Source organism: Mesorhizobium sp. LMG17149, from assembly GCF_024518695.1.
Lineage (GTDB): Bacteria > Pseudomonadota > Alphaproteobacteria > Rhizobiales > Rhizobiaceae > Mesorhizobium.
The window spans coordinates 130,180-146,231 of the sequence record NZ_JANIFL010000013.1; the positions used below are offsets into that span (position 1 = coordinate 130,180).

The following is a 16,052-nucleotide window of genomic DNA, read 5'->3' on the forward strand; positions in this document are numbered from 1 at the left end:
GGGTGCGGGTCATTCCCGCTCGATCTCTTACCCTTGGCTAGCCGAGGAAATCGGCCCGGTGCGGTGTAAAGCTGTCGACCAGCCGCCCTGCTTCCAGCGCCTTGACGCCGTGCACCAGACCGGACGGCACGATGAAGCTGCCGCCGGTCTCGATGGTTTCGGTCCGACCGTCGATGGTCACCTCGAAGCGGCCTTCGGCGACGTAGCTTGCCTGGACATGCGGGTGCGAATGCAGGGCGCCGACGCCACCCTTGTCGAAGCCGAATTCGACCAGCATCAACTCGTCGGTGTGCAGGAGAACGCGCCGCCTGTTGCCGTCTGGCGTCTTCGTCCAGGCGCCCTCGCCGGCTTGCGCGAAAATCTTTGCGGTCATCGTTGTCTCCTCAGAGCAATTCCAGGAAAAGTGTGAAACGGTTTTCCGTCCGGAATTGCGTTAAAACAATGAGATAGCGCGGTTCAGCGTTTCCGCTAAACGATGAACCTCGCTAGCGCGCCAGCCAGCCGCCATCCACCGGCACCACCGTTCCATGCATATAGTCCGATGCCGGCGCCAGCAGGAAGACGGCGGCGTCGCCAATGTCGCCCGCCTCGCCCCAGCGGCCGGCCGGGATACGCGCCAGGATGGCGGCGCTGCGGTCGGGATCGGCGCGCAGCGCCTGCGTGTTGTTGGTCTCGATATAGCCCGGCGCGATGGCGTTGACGTTGATGCCCTTTGCCGCCCATTCGCAGGCGAGCAGACGCGTGATGCCGAGCACACCGTGCTTCGAGGCAGTGTAGGACGCAACGCGGATGCCACCCTGGAAGCTCAGCACGGAGGCAATGTTGACGATCTTGCCTTTCCGCTCAGCGGCCAAGGCACGCCTTGCAAAGCTTTGGCAGAGCAAAAAAACCGTTTTCAGATTGACGTCCATGACGTCGTCCCAATCGGCCTCGCTGAGATCGACGGCATCGGCGCGGCGGATGATGCCGGCATTGTTGACCAGCCCGTCGAGCGGACCGCTTTCGTCCCAGATCCGGTCGTGCAACGGGCCGGCGGCCGAAATGTCGGCAAGGTCGGCGCTGACCGCCTCGAATTGCCCTCCCAGCGCGGCGACCTTGTCTGCCGTATCGTCCATCGACGAGCGGCCGACGCCGACCACCGCGCCCCCGGCGCGTGCGATCGATACGGCGATGCCCTGGCCGATGCCGGTGTTGGCGCCGGTGACCAGGAAACGTTTTCCGGCAAGGCTGAAGGGGTCGCTCACCGCAGATCGCTCAACGCCACCGGGTCGACATCGGTATAGTCGACATTGTCGCCAGCCATCGCCCAGATGAAAGCATAATTGGAAGTGCCGGCGCCCGAATGGATCGACCAGCCCGGCGACAGCACCGCTTCCTCGTTGCCCATGACGATATGGCGCGTCTCGTCCGGCTCGCCCATGAAGTGGAAGACGCGTGCCGTCTCCGCCAGGTCGAAATAGAGATAGGCCTCCATGCGCCGGTCATGCACATGGCACGGCATGGTGTTCCACACCGAGCCCGGCGCCAGCTGAGTCATGCCGACCACCAGCTGGCAGGTCTTCACGCCGTCGGCATGGATGAACTGGAAGATCGAACGCTCGTTGCAAGTGTCCTTGCTGCCGAGATCGAGGCGCTTGGCGTCGCCGATGCGGATCAGCCGGCTGGGCCAGGCCTGATGCGCCGGCGCGCTGAGCAGATAGAATTTGGCCGGCGCATCTGCATCGGCCGACGCGAACGACACATCAGCGATGCCCATGCCGAGATAGAGCATGTCGCGCGCCTGCAATTCGAAGGACTGGCCGCCGGCCTTGATGACGCCTGCACCGCCGATGTTGACGGCGATCAGCTCGCGACGGTCGAGAAAGTTCTTGGTGCCGGTCGGCTTGATCGTTTCCAGTTGAAGCGCGGCGTCCGTCGGCACGGCGCCGCCGACGATCATGCGGTCGTAATGTGTGTAGGTCAGGCTGATGCGGCCGGGCTGGAACAGGCCGTCAATGTGAAAGTTGTGGCGCAGCTCATCGGTTCCCATCGCCGCGGCGGCGACCGGGTCGATGGCAAAGCGGGATGTATAGTCGGTGTGGCTCTGGTTCATTTCAATCCTGACTTGAGATGGGTCATTCGCCGGCGGCGGCCTTGACCGAACTGGAATAAAAAGCCTGACGCGCATGCAGGCGTTCGCGGTAACGCTGCTGGCTGGCGGTGAGGTGCGCGCGCATCGCCTCTCGCGCGGCCTCGGCATCGCCAGAGGTAATGGCGTTGAGGATCACCAGGTGCTCGCGCTGCAGTCCGCGCTGGTAGCTATCGGATTGCGCCAATTCGGTCGACCAGGGCGAAGTCACGTCGCACGGGATGGCGCGCCGGCCGAGCACGTCGAGCATCTCGACATAGAATGGGTTGCTGGTGGCGCTGGCGATCGCGCGATGGAAGGCGAGGTCGGCCGGACCGGTCGGCTCGCTGGCAAGCAGCAGCCGCTCGAATTCGAAGAAGGCTTCCTGGATCGCCGCCTCCTGCGCGGCATTGCGGCGGACGGCGGCGATCCCGGCCGATTCAATCTCGATCGCCAGCCGCACTTCGAGCACGTTGAGCGCGATCGAATCCTTGCTGCCCATGTCGGCGGCAAGCGCGCCGAACATTGTCGAGATGTGCTCTGTGACGAAGACGCCGGCGCCCTGGCGCGGTTCGACCAGCCCGTCGGCGGCAAGCTTGGCCAGCGCCTCGCGGATGACGGTGCGGCTGACGCCGAAGGTTTCGGTCAGTTGGCCTTCGGTCGGCAATTTATGGCCGGGCAGGATCTCACCCGCCTGCAACTGCTTGCGGATCGTCGTGACCACTGTCTCCGACAATTTGGGTTTTCTCTCGACCCTGAGGTCGGTTGCGGTGTCCGATGCCATGTCGCCCCTATTTGAAGACGCTCGGTAGCCAGAGCGAAATGGCCGGAATGTAAGTGACGAGCCCCAGTACCACGAGCCCGGCCCCGTAGAACGGCCAGATCGAGCGCATCGCCTCCCAGACGGATATCTTGCCCACTGCGCACGCCACGAACTGCACAGCGCCCACCGGCGGCGTATTCAGCCCGATGCCGAAGTTGAGGATCATGATAACGCCAAAATGTACCGGGTCGACGCCGTAGGCTTGCGCCACGGGCAGGAAGATCGGCGTGCAGATGATGATCGTCGGCCCCATGTCCATGAAGGTGCCGAGGAACAGCATCAAGACGTTGAGCAGGAGAAGCACGACCAGCGGATCGTCCGAGATCGCGTTCATGGAGGCTATGAGCGCTGCCGGCACTTTCAGGAAGGCCATCAACCACGAGAACGCCGCCGCCATGCCGATGATGAGCAGCACCATGGCCGTGGTGCGCACGGCACCATGGGTGGCATGAACGAAACCTTCCCAAGTCATCTGCCGGTAAACGAAGACAGTGACGAGCAACGCATAGATGACCGCGACACAGGAACTCTCGGTCGCCGTGAAAACGCCCGATCGTACGCCACCGAAGATGATCGCGATCAGCAGCAGGCCGGGCACCGCGACAGCGAAGAGATGCGCGACGGCGGTGAAGCCCGGAAACGGCTCGGTCGGATAGCCGCGGGAGCGCGCCACGAAATAGGCGGTGATCATCAGCGACAGGGCCAACAGCAGGCCCGGAATGATGCCGGCCGTGAACAGGTCGGCGATGGAGATCTTTCCACCTGCCGAGATCGAGTAGATGATCATGTTGTGCGACGGCGGCAGGAGCAGCGCGATCAGCGCCGCCATCGACGTGACGTTGACGGCGTAATCCGCTCCATATCCACGCGCCTTCATCTGCGGGATCATCAAGCCGCCGACCGCCGCCGCCTCGGCCACCGCGGAGCCGGAAATGCCGCCGAACAGTGTAGCGGTCGCAATGTTGACCTGCCCGAGGCCGCCGCGCAAATGGCCAACGAGCGAGCCGGCGAAGGCAACGATCTTGCTGGCGATGCCGCCGCGCACCATCAAGTCGCCAGCATAGATGAAGAAGGGAATGGCCAGCAGCGAAAAGACGCTCATGCCGGAATTCAGGCGCTGGAACACGATGAGCGGCGGCAGGCCCATATAGAGGACGGTGGCAAAGCTTGCGACGCCGAGGCAGAAAGCGATCGGCGTGCCGATAAGCATCAGAAGGGTGAAGACGCCGAAGAGAATCCAGAGTTCCATGGCGTCAGACCTTCACGTTCGCCGTGTCGAGTTCGGTTGCGACTTCCGCCGGCGGCAGTTCATCGAGCACATCGTCGATCGGCGCACCGGAAAGACGAAGCACGATGCGCTCCAGCGTGAAGAGCACGACGAGCACGCCTCCCGCGACCAGCGGGACGTAGTCCCAGCCCCCCGATATGCCGAGCGACGGCAAGGTAGCGCCCCAGGTCAATGCGACCAGTTGGCTGCCATACCAGATCATACCGATGCCGAAGGCGAGCGCGACGAGGTCCGAGATCATCCGCAGCCAACGCTTGCCGCCTTTGGGCAGCACGTAGAGCAGGACGTCGAAGCCGAGGTGATAGTTCTCGCGCACCCCGACGGCAGCGCCGAGGAAAATGAACCAGCTCATCAGCATCACCGAGCCCTGCTCGGTCCAGCTTGGCGAGCGGTTCAGGACATAACGACCGAACACCTGCCAGGCGACGAAGGCGGTCATCAGCACCAGCCCGATGCCTGCGACCCATAGCGCCGCTGTGCTGACGCGCGACATCATGCGCGCGACGCCGGACAGGGGCGGTCTGTGTTCTGGGCTGGAGGTCACCGGTTCTCTCCGCAAGAGGACGGCGGCGCGGAATGCCCGCGCCGCCGCTTGATCACTGCACGGCCTTGATGGCTTCGACCATGGCCTTCAGCTTGTCGTCCTTGACGTGCTTCTCGTAGACCGGACCCATGGCGTCGATGAAGGGCTGCTTGTCCGGCGTCGTGATCTGCGAACCGGCCGCCTGGACCTTGGCGCGCGATTCCTTGACCTTGGCGGTCCACAGCTCGCGCTGCCTGGCGACGCTCTCCTTGGCGGCCGCCTTGAAGATCGCCTGATCCTCCGGCGTCAGCTTGTCCCAGCTCGACTTCGCCATGACGAAGGCCTCCGGCACCATAGTGTGCTCGTCGAGCGAATAGAACTTGGCGACTTCCGCATGCTTGGCGGTGTCGTAGCTTGGAAAATTGTTTTCCGCACCGTCAATGACCCCGGTCTCGATCGCCGAATACACCTCGCCATACGGCATCGGCGTCGCGTTGGCGCCGAGTGCCGCCACCATGTCGACGAAGATGTCGGACTGGATGACGCGGAACTTCATGCCGGACAGATCGGCTAATGAGTTGATCGGTTTCTTCGAATTGTAGAAGGAGCGCGCGCCGCTGTCGTAAAAGGCGAGCAGCACCAGCCCGACCTGTTCGAACGCCGCCGCGATCTGGTCGCCGACCGCCCCGTCCATGACCTTGTGCATATGGTCTTCCGAGCGGAAGATGTAGGGCAGCGAGGGCACAGTGGTTTCGGGAATGAGCCCGTTGAACGGCGCCATCGAGATGCGGTTGAGGTCGATCACGCCGGTGCGAACCTGCTCGATCGTGTCCTTTTCTTCGCCGAGCTGCGCGGAAGGATAGAGCTCGACCGCATAGCGGCCGGCCGTACGCTCCTTTACAAGCTCGCCGAAATATTTGACTGCCTCGACCGTCGGATAGCCGTCCGGGTGGGTGTCGGACGAGCGCAGAACCGTCTGGGCGCTTGCCGTTCCGGCCATCAGTGCGGCGGCGAGTAGCGCAGCTCCCGTCAGTCTTGAAAAATGCAACATGGTTTCCTCCCTTTGCATTGCGGGCGAGTTGCCCCTTCAGAGCCGATACGCCTTTTTCGCCAGCGTATAGGTCAGTTCCCGCGCCAGCTCATGCGCCTCGTCCTCGCGCAGCCGATGCTCGGCGACGAGACGCGCCAGGAACGCGCAGTCGACTCGCCGCGCCACATCGTGACGCGCCGTGATCGATGGAAAGGCACGGGTGTCGTCGTTGAAACCGACGGTGTTGTAGAAGCCGGCCGTCTCGGTGGTCATCTCGCGGAAGCGCCGCATGCCTTCCGGGCTGTCGTGGAACCACCATGCCGGCCCGAGCTTCAGCGCCGGGTAGACACCGGCCAGCGGCGCCAGCTCGCGCGCATAACTGGTCTCGTCGAGCGTGAACAGGATGACGGTGAGGTCGCGCTCCAGCCCGACGCAGTCGAGCAGCGGCTTCAGCGCCGTCACATAGTCGGTCCTGGTCGGGATATCGAAACCCTTGTCGCGGCCGAATTTCTGGAAGATCGCGGGCGAATGATTGCGCCAGGAGCCGGGATGGATCTGCAGGACCAGTCCATCGTCGAGGCTCATCTTGGCCATCTCGGTCAGCATCTGGGCGCGGAACAGTTTTCGCTCGCGCTCGTCGTCGGAACCACGGCGGATTCGATTGAACAGCTCTTGCGCCGCCGCAACCGAAAGATTGGCGGTCTCGGCCGTCGGATGGCCATGATCCGACGAAGTCGCGCCGAAGCCTTTGAAGAAGGCACGCCGCTGGCGATGCGCATCGAGATAGCCGGCCCAATTGCCGGTGTCGCAGCCGGTGATCTCGCCGAGCCGGTCGAGATTGGTTGAAAACCCTTCGAAATCTGGGTCGACGACCGCGTCCGGCCGATAGGCGGTGATAACGCGGCCCTGCCAGCCGCTGTCGCGAATCATCTGGTGCCATTGGAGATCGTCGAGCGCTCCTTCCGTGGTCGCGATGACCTCGATGTTGAAACGCTCAAACAGCGCGCGCGGGCGAAAATTCTCCCACTGCAGCAGCGTCGCGATGGTGTCGTAGTGGCGGTCGGCAGTCGCCGCGGTCAGCGGTTCGTCGATGCCGAACAGATCGGCGAGCACATGATCGAACCACAGCCGGGTCGGCGTGCCGCGAAACAGATGATAGTGCTCGGCAAAAAGCCGCCAGATCGCCCTGCCGTCGGTCTCGACCGGCGCGCCGTCGAGCGTCGCCACGCCGAGATCCTCAAGGCGGACGCCTTGGCTGAACAGCATGCGGAAGATGTAGTGATCCGGGACGATGAGCAGTTGCGCCGGATCCGGGAATGGCTCGTTCAGCGCATACCAGCGCGGATCGGTGTGACCATGCGGGCTGACAAGGGGCAGGTCCTTGATCCCGGCATAGAGATCACGGGCAATCGCGCGCGAATGCGCCTCGGCGGGAAACAGCAAATCCGCATGGGTCAGTGCCACGATCATCCTCCCAAGCCACTATCGGTAGGGGCGGCAAGAAATAATGTCAACATACAAAAATGCGATTGTTGTATGATGACTTTTCGACCCATTGTGTGGCAGGAAATCGAATGTTACGCCGCTTTGCCGATCCCTGCCGAGGCCACTCATGTCATCCGACCAGACCAGTCGCACCACGACGACCGAACGCCTTTCCACGAAGACCGTGCGCGCACTGCCGGCTTCGATCGCGACACCTGCGTATGATCGCAGCCGCGTCGTCCCGGGCATCGTGCACCTTGGTGTCGGCGCCTTCCACCGCGCCCATCAGGCAGCCTATGTCGACGATTGCCTGGCGGCAGGCGAGGCGGATTGGGGCATAACAGGCGTTTCGCTGCGCAGCACCGACACGCGCGACGCTCTCACGCCGCAGGACGGGCTCTACACGCTGGCGATCAGAAGCAGTGGAACCGAAAAGCTTCAGGTCATCGGCTCGATCGGCGCGATGCTGGTGGCGCCCGAAGACCCCAGCGCTGTGCTGGCCACGCTGACCGATCCGCGCACCCGCATCGTCACGCTGACGATCACCGAAAAAGCCTATCTGAGGGCGGCAGGCGGCGGATTGGACGCCGCACATCCCGATATCGCCCATGATCTGGCCAATCCTCGGATGCCGAAGACAGCGCATGGTCTTCTGACCGAGGCGCTTGCCCTGCGACGCGCCGCCGGCACGCCGCCCTTAACTGTCCTGTGTTGCGACAATTTGCCGGCCAACGGCGCCACGCTGCACCGGCTGTTGGTCGAATTCGCCCAGTTGCGAGATGCCGGGCTCGCCCAATCGAGCGACGCTGGAATCGCCGACCACATCGCCCATCAGGTCGCGTTTCCCTCCAGCATGGTCGATCGTATCGTGCCTGCAACCACCGACGCCGATCGGGCGCGGATCGCTGAAGAACTCGGCGTCGAGGACGCCTGGCCCGTGATGACCGAGCCGTTTTGTCAGTGGGTGGTCGAAGATAAATTCCCGACTGGCCGGCCCGCGTGGGAACAATTCGGCGTCACCATGGTTCGCGACGTCGGCCCGTTCGAGGACATGAAGCTCAGGCTGCTCAACGGCTCGCATTCGGCCATCGCCTATCTTGGCCTGCTCAGCGGTCATGCCACCGTCGACCGCGCCTTCGCCGACCCGGCGATCCGGCAATTTGTCGATGCCTTGTGGGCCGAAGCCATCCCGACCCTGCCCGAGGATGCCGGATTGGACACGAGCGCCTATACCGCGGAACTCGCGGAGCGTTTTTCCAACACTGCACTTGCCCATCGCACGGCGCAGATCGCCAATGACGGCAGCCAGAAACTGCCGCAGCGCATCATCGCTTCCGCCATCGAATGCCTGGAAGCCGGTACCGAACTGGTCCATCTGACCCTGGTGGTGGCTGCCTGGATCGCCGCCTGCGCCGCGCGAGGGAAAACCTTGCCGGAGGGCCATTTCACCGATCCGCTCGACGCGGCGTTGACGGAACTTTTGAGTGAGCAACTGCCGGCGAATGAAACCGTGACCGCGGTGTTCGACCTAGCCGGCTTCGCTGGGGATCACGCCGAACGCCAGACGTTGATCGAACTTGTGGCTGTGCATCTCGTCCACCTGCGACGCGACGGTCCGACCTTGGCCTTCGCCGCGCTCGGCATAGATATGAAGTAGTCATCAACCAGACTTGGTGCGGGTCCGAACCAACTCGATTCAGGCTTATTTGCCGACCGAACCGTCCAGCGTTTGCCGGGAAGAATACTCCGTGCCTTTTGAATTCCAGAACAATCGCACGGCCTTGCCGACGAGGTTTTCGTAGGGAACGAAGCCGACCATGAATCGGCTGTCGGAGGCATTGTCGCGATTGTCGCCCAGCATGAAATAGTGGCCTTCGGGCACCTCAAATTCCCGCGTGTTGTCGCCGATGGAACTGTCCGTCAGGTCGAGAACGAAATGGGTGACACCACCCGGCAGGGTCTCCCGTTCAAGCCTGGCAGGTTGCTCGCGTTCCTCGTAGGAGAAAGTGCCTGCATCCTTGAGGCCGACGGCCACATCGTTGATGTGCAGCACGCCATTGACCATCTGGATCTTGTCCCCGGGTAGACCGACGATCCGCTGGATGTAATCCACGCTGGGGTCGGGCGGGAATTTGAACACCACCACATCCCCTCGCTTGGGCTCCGCGCCGAACATGCGGCCTTCTATCGGCAACAGATTGAACGGCACGCTGTAGCGGCTGTAGCCATATGCGAATTTGGAGACGAAGAGATAGTCGCCGCCTTGCAATGTCGGCACCATACTGCTGGATGGTATCGAAAACGGCTGGAACAGAAACGAACGGATCGCAAATGCAGCCGGATAGGTAGTCAGAAAGACAAGCACCAGCACCCAAAACCCGTGCGCATACCATCTCACCGGCTTGAACCGATGGGCGAAGGGCACGACGAGCGCTGCCCCCAGAATCATCGAACCGATACCTGAAAAATTGGCCAGCCAGGCAAGATCGGTTCCCGGCAGCACCGGAAATCCGGTGTAGGCGAGTGCGAAAACGATGGCGCTGATCACCACCAGGCTGGCAACCGCCGGCTTGCCGCTGCCGATCCACAGAAATCCGCCGAATGGACCGCCAAAGGCCGACACCAGGGCCGTCGACCACCAGGAGCGTGAGGCTGTTTCTCGTTGCGCTGTTTCTTCCGTCACCGGCCCACCCCCATCCCAAGGCAGCGCGACTGTCCAACAAACAAAAAAGCGAGGCAAGGCCCCGCTTTTTACTCTTTCATCGAAACCGAATTTCAAGCCGGCAGGATGGCGCCTTCCAGCGTGGTGAGTTGGCTAAGGAACTGCTCCGCCTTGCTGCGAGCCTCGTCGTCCTTGGCGTCGGCAGCGTCTTCTTTGGCTTCCTGGATGCGGCGCGCGAGATCGGCGCGGTCGACATCCTTCACGGCGACAGCCGATTCCGCCAGCAGCGTGCAGCCGGCCGGAACGATGTCGGCGAAGCCGCCGAACACCACATAGCGTTCTTCGCCGCCCGCCGCGGTCTTCACGGTGACGACGCCCGGCTTGATCGTGGTCATGACCGGGGCGTGATGCGCCATGACGGTCATCTCGCCTTCGGCGCCCGGAATGACGACGGATTCGACCTGCTCAGAAACCAGCAGGCGTTCCGGCGAGACCAGTTCGAACTTGAAAGCTTCAGCCATTTTGCTTCACCTTGCCGGCGATAATTTCGTCAGTCTGCAACTCGGTCCCGCAGAATGGACAGAACATGACCGCTTGATCAAAATACCCAGGACCGTCCTCTGTTTCGACAGTCCCGACCGTCACCATTAGCACCCCATCGTCGGTCTCGAAGAACGACGGCGAGGGAAGCTCTGTCATCACCTCTTGCAAGGTCGAGCAACAGAACTTCTTTTGCATATATTACGCCGCTTCAGCCGCGAGGCGCTGTGCCTTCTCGACTGCTTCCTCGATGCCGCCGACCATGTAGAAGGCGGCTTCCGGCAGGTGATCGTAGTCGCCGTTGCAGAGGCCCTTGAAGCCCTTGATGGTGTCGGCGAGGTCGACCAGCTTGCCCGGCGCGCCGGTGAACACTTCGGCGACGAAGAACGGCTGCGACAGGAAGCGCTCGATCTTGCGGGCGCGGGCCACGGTCTGCTTGTCCTCTTCCGACAGCTCGTCCATGCCCAGAATGGCGATGATGTCCTGCAGCGACTTGTAGCGCTGGAGGATCGACTGCACCTGGCGCGCGACGCCATAATGCTCGTCACCGACGACCAGCGGGTCGAGCATGCGCGAGGTCGAATCCAGCGGATCGACCGCCGGATAGATGCCCTTTTCGGCGATGGCGCGGTTGAGCGTCGTCGTCGCGTCAAGGTGGGCGAACGAGGTCGCCGGCGCCGGATCAGTCAGATCGTCGGCGGGCACGTAGATGGCCTGCACGGACGTGATCGAGCCTTTCGTGGTGGTGGTGATACGTTCCTGCAGCGCGCCCATGTCGGTGGCGAGCGTCGGCTGATAGCCCACGGCCGAAGGAATACGGCCGAGCAGAGCCGACACTTCCGAACCAGCCTGCGTGAAGCGGAAGATGTTGTCGACGAAGAACAGCACGTCCTGGCCCTGGTCGCGGAAGTATTCCGCAACCGTCAGGCCGGTCAGGCCGACGCGGGCGCGCGCGCCCGGCGGCTCGTTCATCTGGCCATAGACGAGTGCGGCCTTGGAGCCTTCGCCGCCGCCCTTCTTGTTGACGCCGGATTCGATGAACTCGTGATACAGATCGTTGCCTTCGCGGGTGCGCTCGCCGACGCCGGCGAACACCGAATAGCCGCCATGCGCCTTGGCGATGTTGTTGATCAGTTCCTGGATCAGCACGGTCTTGCCGACGCCGGCGCCGCCGAACAGGCCGATCTTGCCGCCCTTGGCGTAGGGGGCCAAGAGGTCGAGCACCTTGATGCCCGTGATCAGGATCTGTGCTTCCGTCGACTGCTCGACATAGGTGGGAGCCGGCTGGTGGATGGAGCGCATTTCGGTCGCGTCGACCGGGCCTTCTTCGTCGACCGGCTCGCCGATGACGTTGATGATGCGGCCGAGCATGCCCGGGCCGACCGGCACGGTGATCGGCGCGCCGGTGTCACGCACTTCCTGGCCGCGAACCAGACCTTCGGTCGAGTCCATGGCGATGCAGCGCACGGTGTTTTCACCCAGATGCTGGGCAACTTCGAGCACCAGGCGGTTGCCGACATTGGTCGTCTCGAGCGCGTTCAGGATCGCCGGCAGGTGATCGCCGAACTGCACGTCGACAACGGCGCCGATGACCTGGCGAACCTTGCCGACAACGCCGGTTGCCTTGCTGGCCACTGCCGATGTCTTGGCAGCGGCGGCCTTCGCCGGTGCTGCCGCCTTGGCCGGGGCGGCCTTCGCGGCTGCTACTGGAGCCTTTGCCGCCGCCTTCGCGGGGGCTGCGGTTTTCGCGGCTGCGGCCTTGGGGGCTGCCTTCTGGGGGGTCGCTGCTTTCGCCATCGTCTTTACCCTTTTTCGTCCTTTGTTTCTCACGCGGTCCAGTCGCGGGTCGATGACCCGCGAACCACGCCTAGAGCGCCTCGGCGCCCGAAATGATTTCGATCAGTTCCTTGGTGATCTGCGCCTGCCGCTGGCGATTGTAGGTGATCGACAGCTTGTTGATCATGTCGCCGGCGTTGCGCGTCGCATTGTCCATGGCGCTCATCTTGGCGCCCATTTCGCCGGCCACGTTTTCGAGCAGCGCCCGGAAAACCTGCACGGAGATGTTGCGCGGAATGAGGTCGGAGAGGATTTCGCCCGGCTCCGGCTCATATTCGTAGACGGCGTTGCCGCCATCAATCGCCTCGGCAGGAGCCGAAGCAACGCCGGCCGGAATGATCTGCTGCGCGGTCGGGATCTGGCTGATCACCGACTTGAACTGCGAATAGAACAGCGTGCAGATGTCGAAGCCGCCTTCGTTGAAGAGGTGGATGACCTTCTTGGCGATGGCATCGGCATTGACGAAGCCGAGTGTCTTGACCTCGCGCAGGTCGACTCGGTCGATGATCATCGACGCGTAGTCGCGGCGCAGGATGTCGAAACCCTTCTTGCCGACGCAGATGATCTTGACCTGCTTGCCGTCGGCCAAAAGCTTGCGGATATGGTCGCGGGCAAGGCGGGCGATCTGCGAATTGAAGCCGCCGCACAGGCCGCGCTCGGCGGTGCAGACGACGAGCAGATGCACGTCATCCTTGCCGGTGCCGGTCATCAGCGCCGGGGCATCGCCGCCGCCGCCGATTGCCTGGGTTATGTTGGCCAGCACGGAACCCATGCGCTCCGAATAGGGGCGCGCCGCTTCCGCAGCCTCTTGCGCACGGCGCAGCTTCGCCGCGGCGACCATCTGCATCGCCTTGGTGATCTTCTGCGTCGCCTTGACCGAGGCGATACGGTTACGAAGGTCTTTTAATGAAGGCATGCTTCAAACCTGATCCCGTCTTGCAATTCGCTCAGGCGAAGGTCTTGGCGAAAGCGTCGATCTCGGCCTTCAGCTTGGCGCGCAGATCGTCCGACAGCGCCTTTTCCTTGCGGATGGCTTCGAGGACGTCCTTGCCGGCCGAACGCATGTGGCTGAGCAGGCCATGCTCGAACTTGCCGACCTGGTTGACCGGCAGCTTGTCGAGATAGCCGTTGACGCCGGCGAAGATCACCGCGACCTGCTCTTCCGTCTTCAGCGGCGAGAACTGCGGCTGCTTCAGGAGTTCGGTGAGGCGCGATCCGCGGTTGAGCAGGCGCTGGGTGGCGGCATCGAGATCCGAGCCGAACTGCGCGAAGGCCGCCATTTCGCGGTACTGCGCAAGCTCGCCCTTGATCGAACCGGCAACCTGCTTCATCGCCTTGATCTGCGCGGCCGAACCGACGCGGCTGACCGACAGACCGACGTTCACCGCAGGACGAATGCCCTGGAAGAACAGGTTGGTCTCGAGGAAGATCTGGCCGTCGGTGATCGAGATCACGTTGGTCGGGATATAGGCCGACACGTCGTTGGCCTGCGTTTCGATGATCGGCAGCGCGGTCAGCGAACCACCGCCCAGATCGTCGTTGAGCTTGGCGGCGCGCTCGAGCAGGCGCGAGTGCAGGTAGAAGACGTCGCCCGGATAGGCTTCGCGGCCCGGCGGGCGACGCAGCAGCAGCGACATCTGGCGATAGGCGACGGCCTGCTTCGACAGATCGTCGTAGCTGATCAGCGCGTGCATGCCATTGTCGCGGAAATATTCGCCCATGGTGGCGCCGGCGAACGGCGCCAGGAACTGCATCGGTGCCGGATCGGAAGCGGTGGCGGCGACGATGATCGAATATTCGAGCGCGCCGCGCTCTTCCAGCACCTTGACGAACTGCGCGACGGTCGAGCGCTTCTGGCCGACGGCGACGTAGACGCAGTAGAGCTTTTCCTTCTCGGGGCCGTTGTCGTGCACCGACTTCTGGTTGAGCATCGTGTCGAGGATGATGGCGGTCTTGCCGGTCTGGCGATCGCCGATGACCAGCTCGCGCTGGCCGCGGCCGACCGGGATCAGCGCATCGATGGCCTTGAGGCCGGTCGACATCGGCTCGTTCACCGACTTGCGCGGAATGATGCCGGGCGCCTTGACGTCGACGCGCTTGCGCTCGACCGCCTTGATCGGACCCTTGCCGTCGATCGGATTACCGAGCGCGTCGACGACGCGGCCGAGCAGGCCTGGGCCGACGGGGACGTCGACGATGGCGCCAGTGCGCTTGACGATGTCGCCTTCCTTGATGTCGCGGTCGGCGCCGAAGATGACGACGCCGACATTGTCGGCTTCGAGGTTGAGCGCCATGCCGCGGATGCCGCCGGGGAATTCGACCATTTCGCCGGCTTGGACATTGTCGAGGCCGTAGACGCGGGCGATACCGTCACCGACGGACAACACCTGTCCGACTTCGGAGACCTCGGCCTCCTTGCCGAAATTCTTGATCTGGTCTTTCAGAATTGCGGAAATTTCCGCGGCGCGGATGTCCATCAGCCGACCTCTTTCAGTGCAAGCTTGAGCGAATTGAGTTTGGTTTTGAGCGACGTATCGATCTGGCGCGAGCCCATCTTGACCACCAGCCCGCCGAGCAGCGACGGATCGACGGTGACGGAGATAGCCACGTCCTTGCCGGCAACGCTCTTCAGCGCCGCCTTGAGTTCGGTCTGCTGGGCAGCCGTCAGTTCGTGAGCCGACGTCACTTCAGCAGCGGTCTCGCCACGATGTTCGGCTGATATCTGGCGGAACGCCCTGATCATGCCGGGAATGGCGAACAGCCGGCGGTTACGGGCGACGACGCGCAGGAAATTGCCGGTGAGGCCGGCAATCCCGGCCTTGTCGGCGATTGCCGCGATGGCCTTCGCCTGGTCCTCGCTGGAGAACACCGGGCTGTTGATCAGCCGGGTGAGATCAGCGCTGCCCGCGAGCATGGCTTCGAAGCTGTTGAGGTCAGCTTCGACCTTGGCCACGGAATTTGCCTGCAGGGCGAGTTCGAACAGCGAACCCGCATAGCGTTCTGCGACACCTGAGATTGGCGATGACGATTGAGCCACGGACCGTCTTTTCTCTTGTCTGACAGGCCGTAGATTGTTGGCGCGAGCAAAAACTCTGGCTAAATCTTTGACCTTACTGCATTTTTTCAAGCACGGAGACGCGGCTTCCGCTATCCCCGGCCGAAAGTCGATTGCCGTCTAGCACAGGCATTTTAAGACCGCAATGCGTCGTTCCGCATGGTTTTCAGGCACTATTGTCGCATCCGGCGAAAGTCACCCGTCTTCCATCGCGGAATACCCAACGATTCAAGGCAGAAAGCCGAAGGCAAAGGCGAGCGGCAACGCCGCCAGCACCAATTCCACCACAATGGAAACCCAATTGAAAGGCGTGTTGGCGCCATCCGACATCATCGACAGCAGCCGGCCGAAGGCGGTGAACAGCCAGGAGAAGCCAAGCGCCATGTAGATCAGCGGCTGCGCCAGCAGGATACAGCACAGGCCGACGCCGAGATAGAAGCCCGACATCCTGCCGCGCCCCTCGGCGATCGCCGCAGCCTTCTCTGGTTTGACCTGCAAGCGCAGGGCATGGAAGGCGAGGCCAGGAGCCAGAAAAAACAAAAGACCGAGCAGCACGGTGACGACGGCGCTCGACCAGGCCAGCCATTCGCCCTGGCTCGTCGGCCATGGAAGCGCAAAATCCATCTTGTCCCCTCGAAATGCCTGTTTTGAAATTCCGGGCATTCTAGCGGAGGAAAAGAAGCGCGCCAGATGGATCCACGCA

Annotated in this window: 17 protein-coding genes; 1 reads left to right on the forward strand and 16 read right to left on the reverse strand. The window is 62.8% G+C overall.

The window, feature by feature from the left end:
- Positions 1 to 37: 37 nt before the first annotated feature.
- The 8 genes from NP945_RS27020 to uxaC all read right to left on the reverse strand — a co-directional run bounded on the left by NP945_RS27020 (position 38) and on the right by uxaC (position 7,241).
- Positions 38 to 373 (reverse strand): cupin domain-containing protein, encoded by a 336-nt coding sequence (locus NP945_RS27020; protein WP_127270498.1) that lies wholly within the window; start codon positions 371 to 373, stop codon positions 38 to 40.
- Positions 374 to 485: 112 nt separating this feature from the next.
- Positions 486 to 1,244, reverse strand: a complete 759-nt coding sequence (gene kduD, locus NP945_RS27025) for a 2-dehydro-3-deoxy-D-gluconate 5-dehydrogenase KduD (RefSeq protein ID WP_256748040.1) — start codon at positions 1,242 to 1,244, stop codon at positions 486 to 488.
- Positions 1,241 to 2,092, reverse strand: coding sequence for a 5-dehydro-4-deoxy-D-glucuronate isomerase (gene kduI / locus NP945_RS27030; protein WP_127270496.1), 852 nt, complete (start codon positions 2,090 to 2,092; stop codon positions 1,241 to 1,243). The genes kduD and kduI overlap by 4 nt, the downstream gene beginning before the upstream one ends.
- Before the next feature lie 22 nt (positions 2,093 to 2,114).
- On the reverse strand, positions 2,115 to 2,891 hold the full coding sequence (locus NP945_RS27035; protein WP_127269375.1) for a FadR/GntR family transcriptional regulator: 777 nt from the start codon (positions 2,889 to 2,891) through the stop codon (positions 2,115 to 2,117).
- A 7-nt stretch (positions 2,892 to 2,898) separates the two neighbouring features.
- A complete protein-coding gene (locus NP945_RS27040) occupies positions 2,899 to 4,179 on the reverse strand; it encodes a TRAP transporter large permease (protein WP_127269374.1) in 1,281 nt (426 codons plus the stop codon).
- 4 nt (positions 4,180 to 4,183) lie between these two features.
- Complete coding sequence (locus NP945_RS27045; RefSeq protein ID WP_127269376.1) at positions 4,184 to 4,714, reverse strand: TRAP transporter small permease; 531 nt, start codon at positions 4,712 to 4,714, stop codon at positions 4,184 to 4,186.
- A gap of 100 nt (positions 4,715 to 4,814) precedes the next feature.
- A complete protein-coding gene (locus NP945_RS27050) occupies positions 4,815 to 5,792 on the reverse strand; it encodes a TRAP transporter substrate-binding protein (RefSeq protein ID WP_256748041.1) in 978 nt (325 codons plus the stop codon).
- Positions 5,793 to 5,828: 36 nt separating this feature from the next.
- Positions 5,829 to 7,241: a glucuronate isomerase gene (gene uxaC, locus NP945_RS27055; RefSeq protein WP_256748042.1), complete on the reverse strand. Its 1,413-nt coding sequence runs from the start codon at positions 7,239 to 7,241 to the stop codon at positions 5,829 to 5,831.
- A gap of 142 nt (positions 7,242 to 7,383) precedes the next feature.
- Here uxaC and NP945_RS27060 point away from each other — a divergent pair, with 142 nt between their 5' ends.
- Entirely contained in the window at positions 7,384 to 8,913 is a 1,530-nt protein-coding gene (locus tag NP945_RS27060; protein ID WP_256748043.1) for a mannitol dehydrogenase family protein, read from the forward strand.
- Positions 8,914 to 8,958: 45 nt separating this feature from the next.
- Here NP945_RS27060 and lepB read toward each other — a convergent pair whose 3' ends face one another.
- The 8 genes from lepB to NP945_RS27100 form a co-directional block, all read right to left on the reverse strand.
- Positions 8,959 to 9,705 carry a signal peptidase I gene (gene lepB, locus NP945_RS27065; RefSeq protein WP_127397902.1) on the reverse strand — a complete coding sequence of 249 codons (747 nt, stop codon included), beginning with the start codon at positions 9,703 to 9,705 and terminating at the stop codon, positions 8,959 to 8,961.
- 326 nt (positions 9,706 to 10,031) lie between these two features.
- On the reverse strand, positions 10,032 to 10,439 hold the full coding sequence (locus tag NP945_RS27070; protein ID WP_127267285.1) for a F0F1 ATP synthase subunit epsilon: 408 nt from the start codon (positions 10,437 to 10,439) through the stop codon (positions 10,032 to 10,034).
- Positions 10,432 to 10,656 (reverse strand): hypothetical protein, encoded by a 225-nt coding sequence (locus NP945_RS27075; protein ID WP_256748044.1) that lies wholly within the window; start codon positions 10,654 to 10,656, stop codon positions 10,432 to 10,434. The genes NP945_RS27070 and NP945_RS27075 overlap by 8 nt, the downstream gene beginning before the upstream one ends.
- A gap of 3 nt (positions 10,657 to 10,659) precedes the next feature.
- Positions 10,660 to 12,255, reverse strand: coding sequence for a F0F1 ATP synthase subunit beta (gene atpD, locus NP945_RS27080; protein ID WP_164748765.1), 1,596 nt, complete (start codon positions 12,253 to 12,255; stop codon positions 10,660 to 10,662).
- A 70-nt stretch (positions 12,256 to 12,325) separates the two neighbouring features.
- Positions 12,326 to 13,210: a F0F1 ATP synthase subunit gamma gene (locus NP945_RS27085; RefSeq protein ID WP_127261419.1), complete on the reverse strand. Its 885-nt coding sequence runs from the start codon at positions 13,208 to 13,210 to the stop codon at positions 12,326 to 12,328.
- 31 nt (positions 13,211 to 13,241) lie between these two features.
- Positions 13,242 to 14,771: a F0F1 ATP synthase subunit alpha gene (gene atpA / locus NP945_RS27090; protein WP_127267283.1), complete on the reverse strand. Its 1,530-nt coding sequence runs from the start codon at positions 14,769 to 14,771 to the stop codon at positions 13,242 to 13,244.
- Positions 14,771 to 15,331 carry a F0F1 ATP synthase subunit delta gene (locus NP945_RS27095; protein WP_023762496.1) on the reverse strand — a complete coding sequence of 187 codons (561 nt, stop codon included), beginning with the start codon at positions 15,329 to 15,331 and terminating at the stop codon, positions 14,771 to 14,773. Before NP945_RS27095 ends, atpA begins: the two co-directional genes overlap by 1 nt.
- 246 nt (positions 15,332 to 15,577) lie before the next feature.
- Positions 15,578 to 15,973 carry a DUF4345 family protein gene (locus tag NP945_RS27100; protein ID WP_127267282.1) on the reverse strand — a complete coding sequence of 132 codons (396 nt, stop codon included), beginning with the start codon at positions 15,971 to 15,973 and terminating at the stop codon, positions 15,578 to 15,580.
- Between the last annotated feature and the right edge of the window lie 79 nt (positions 15,974 to 16,052).

What these genes read in the sequence shown, in the direction of transcription:
- NP945_RS27070 (WP_127267285.1), bottom strand. Translation starts at nt 10,439, where the DNA reads ATGGCTGAAGCTTTCAAGTTCGAACTGGTCTCGCCGGAACGCCTGCTG.
- NP945_RS27060 (WP_256748043.1), top strand. Translation starts at nt 7,384, where the DNA reads ATGTCATCCGACCAGACCAGTCGCACCACGACGACCGAACGCCTTTCC.
- NP945_RS27075 (WP_256748044.1), bottom strand. Translation starts at nt 10,656, where the DNA reads ATGCAAAAGAAGTTCTGTTGCTCGACCTTGCAAGAGGTGATGACAGAG.
- NP945_RS27040 (WP_127269374.1), bottom strand. Translation starts at nt 4,179, where the DNA reads ATGGAACTCTGGATTCTCTTCGGCGTCTTCACCCTTCTGATGCTTATC.
- lepB (WP_127397902.1), bottom strand. Translation starts at nt 9,705, where the DNA reads ATGATTCTGGGGGCAGCGCTCGTCGTGCCCTTCGCCCATCGGTTCAAG.
- atpD (WP_164748765.1), bottom strand. Translation starts at nt 12,255, where the DNA reads ATGGCGAAAGCAGCGACCCCCCAGAAGGCAGCCCCCAAGGCCGCAGCC.
- NP945_RS27085 (WP_127261419.1), bottom strand. Translation starts at nt 13,210, where the DNA reads ATGCCTTCATTAAAAGACCTTCGTAACCGTATCGCCTCGGTCAAGGCG.
- NP945_RS27020 (WP_127270498.1), bottom strand. Translation starts at nt 373, where the DNA reads ATGACCGCAAAGATTTTCGCGCAAGCCGGCGAGGGCGCCTGGACGAAG.
- kduI (WP_127270496.1), bottom strand. Translation starts at nt 2,092, where the DNA reads ATGAACCAGAGCCACACCGACTATACATCCCGCTTTGCCATCGACCCG.
- atpA (WP_127267283.1), bottom strand. Translation starts at nt 14,771, where the DNA reads ATGGACATCCGCGCCGCGGAAATTTCCGCAATTCTGAAAGACCAGATC.
- NP945_RS27100 (WP_127267282.1), bottom strand. Translation starts at nt 15,973, where the DNA reads ATGGATTTTGCGCTTCCATGGCCGACGAGCCAGGGCGAATGGCTGGCC.
- NP945_RS27045 (WP_127269376.1), bottom strand. Translation starts at nt 4,714, where the DNA reads ATGATGTCGCGCGTCAGCACAGCGGCGCTATGGGTCGCAGGCATCGGG.
- uxaC (WP_256748042.1), bottom strand. Translation starts at nt 7,241, where the DNA reads ATGATCGTGGCACTGACCCATGCGGATTTGCTGTTTCCCGCCGAGGCG.
- NP945_RS27035 (WP_127269375.1), bottom strand. Translation starts at nt 2,891, where the DNA reads ATGGCATCGGACACCGCAACCGACCTCAGGGTCGAGAGAAAACCCAAA.
- NP945_RS27050 (WP_256748041.1), bottom strand. Translation starts at nt 5,792, where the DNA reads ATGTTGCATTTTTCAAGACTGACGGGAGCTGCGCTACTCGCCGCCGCA.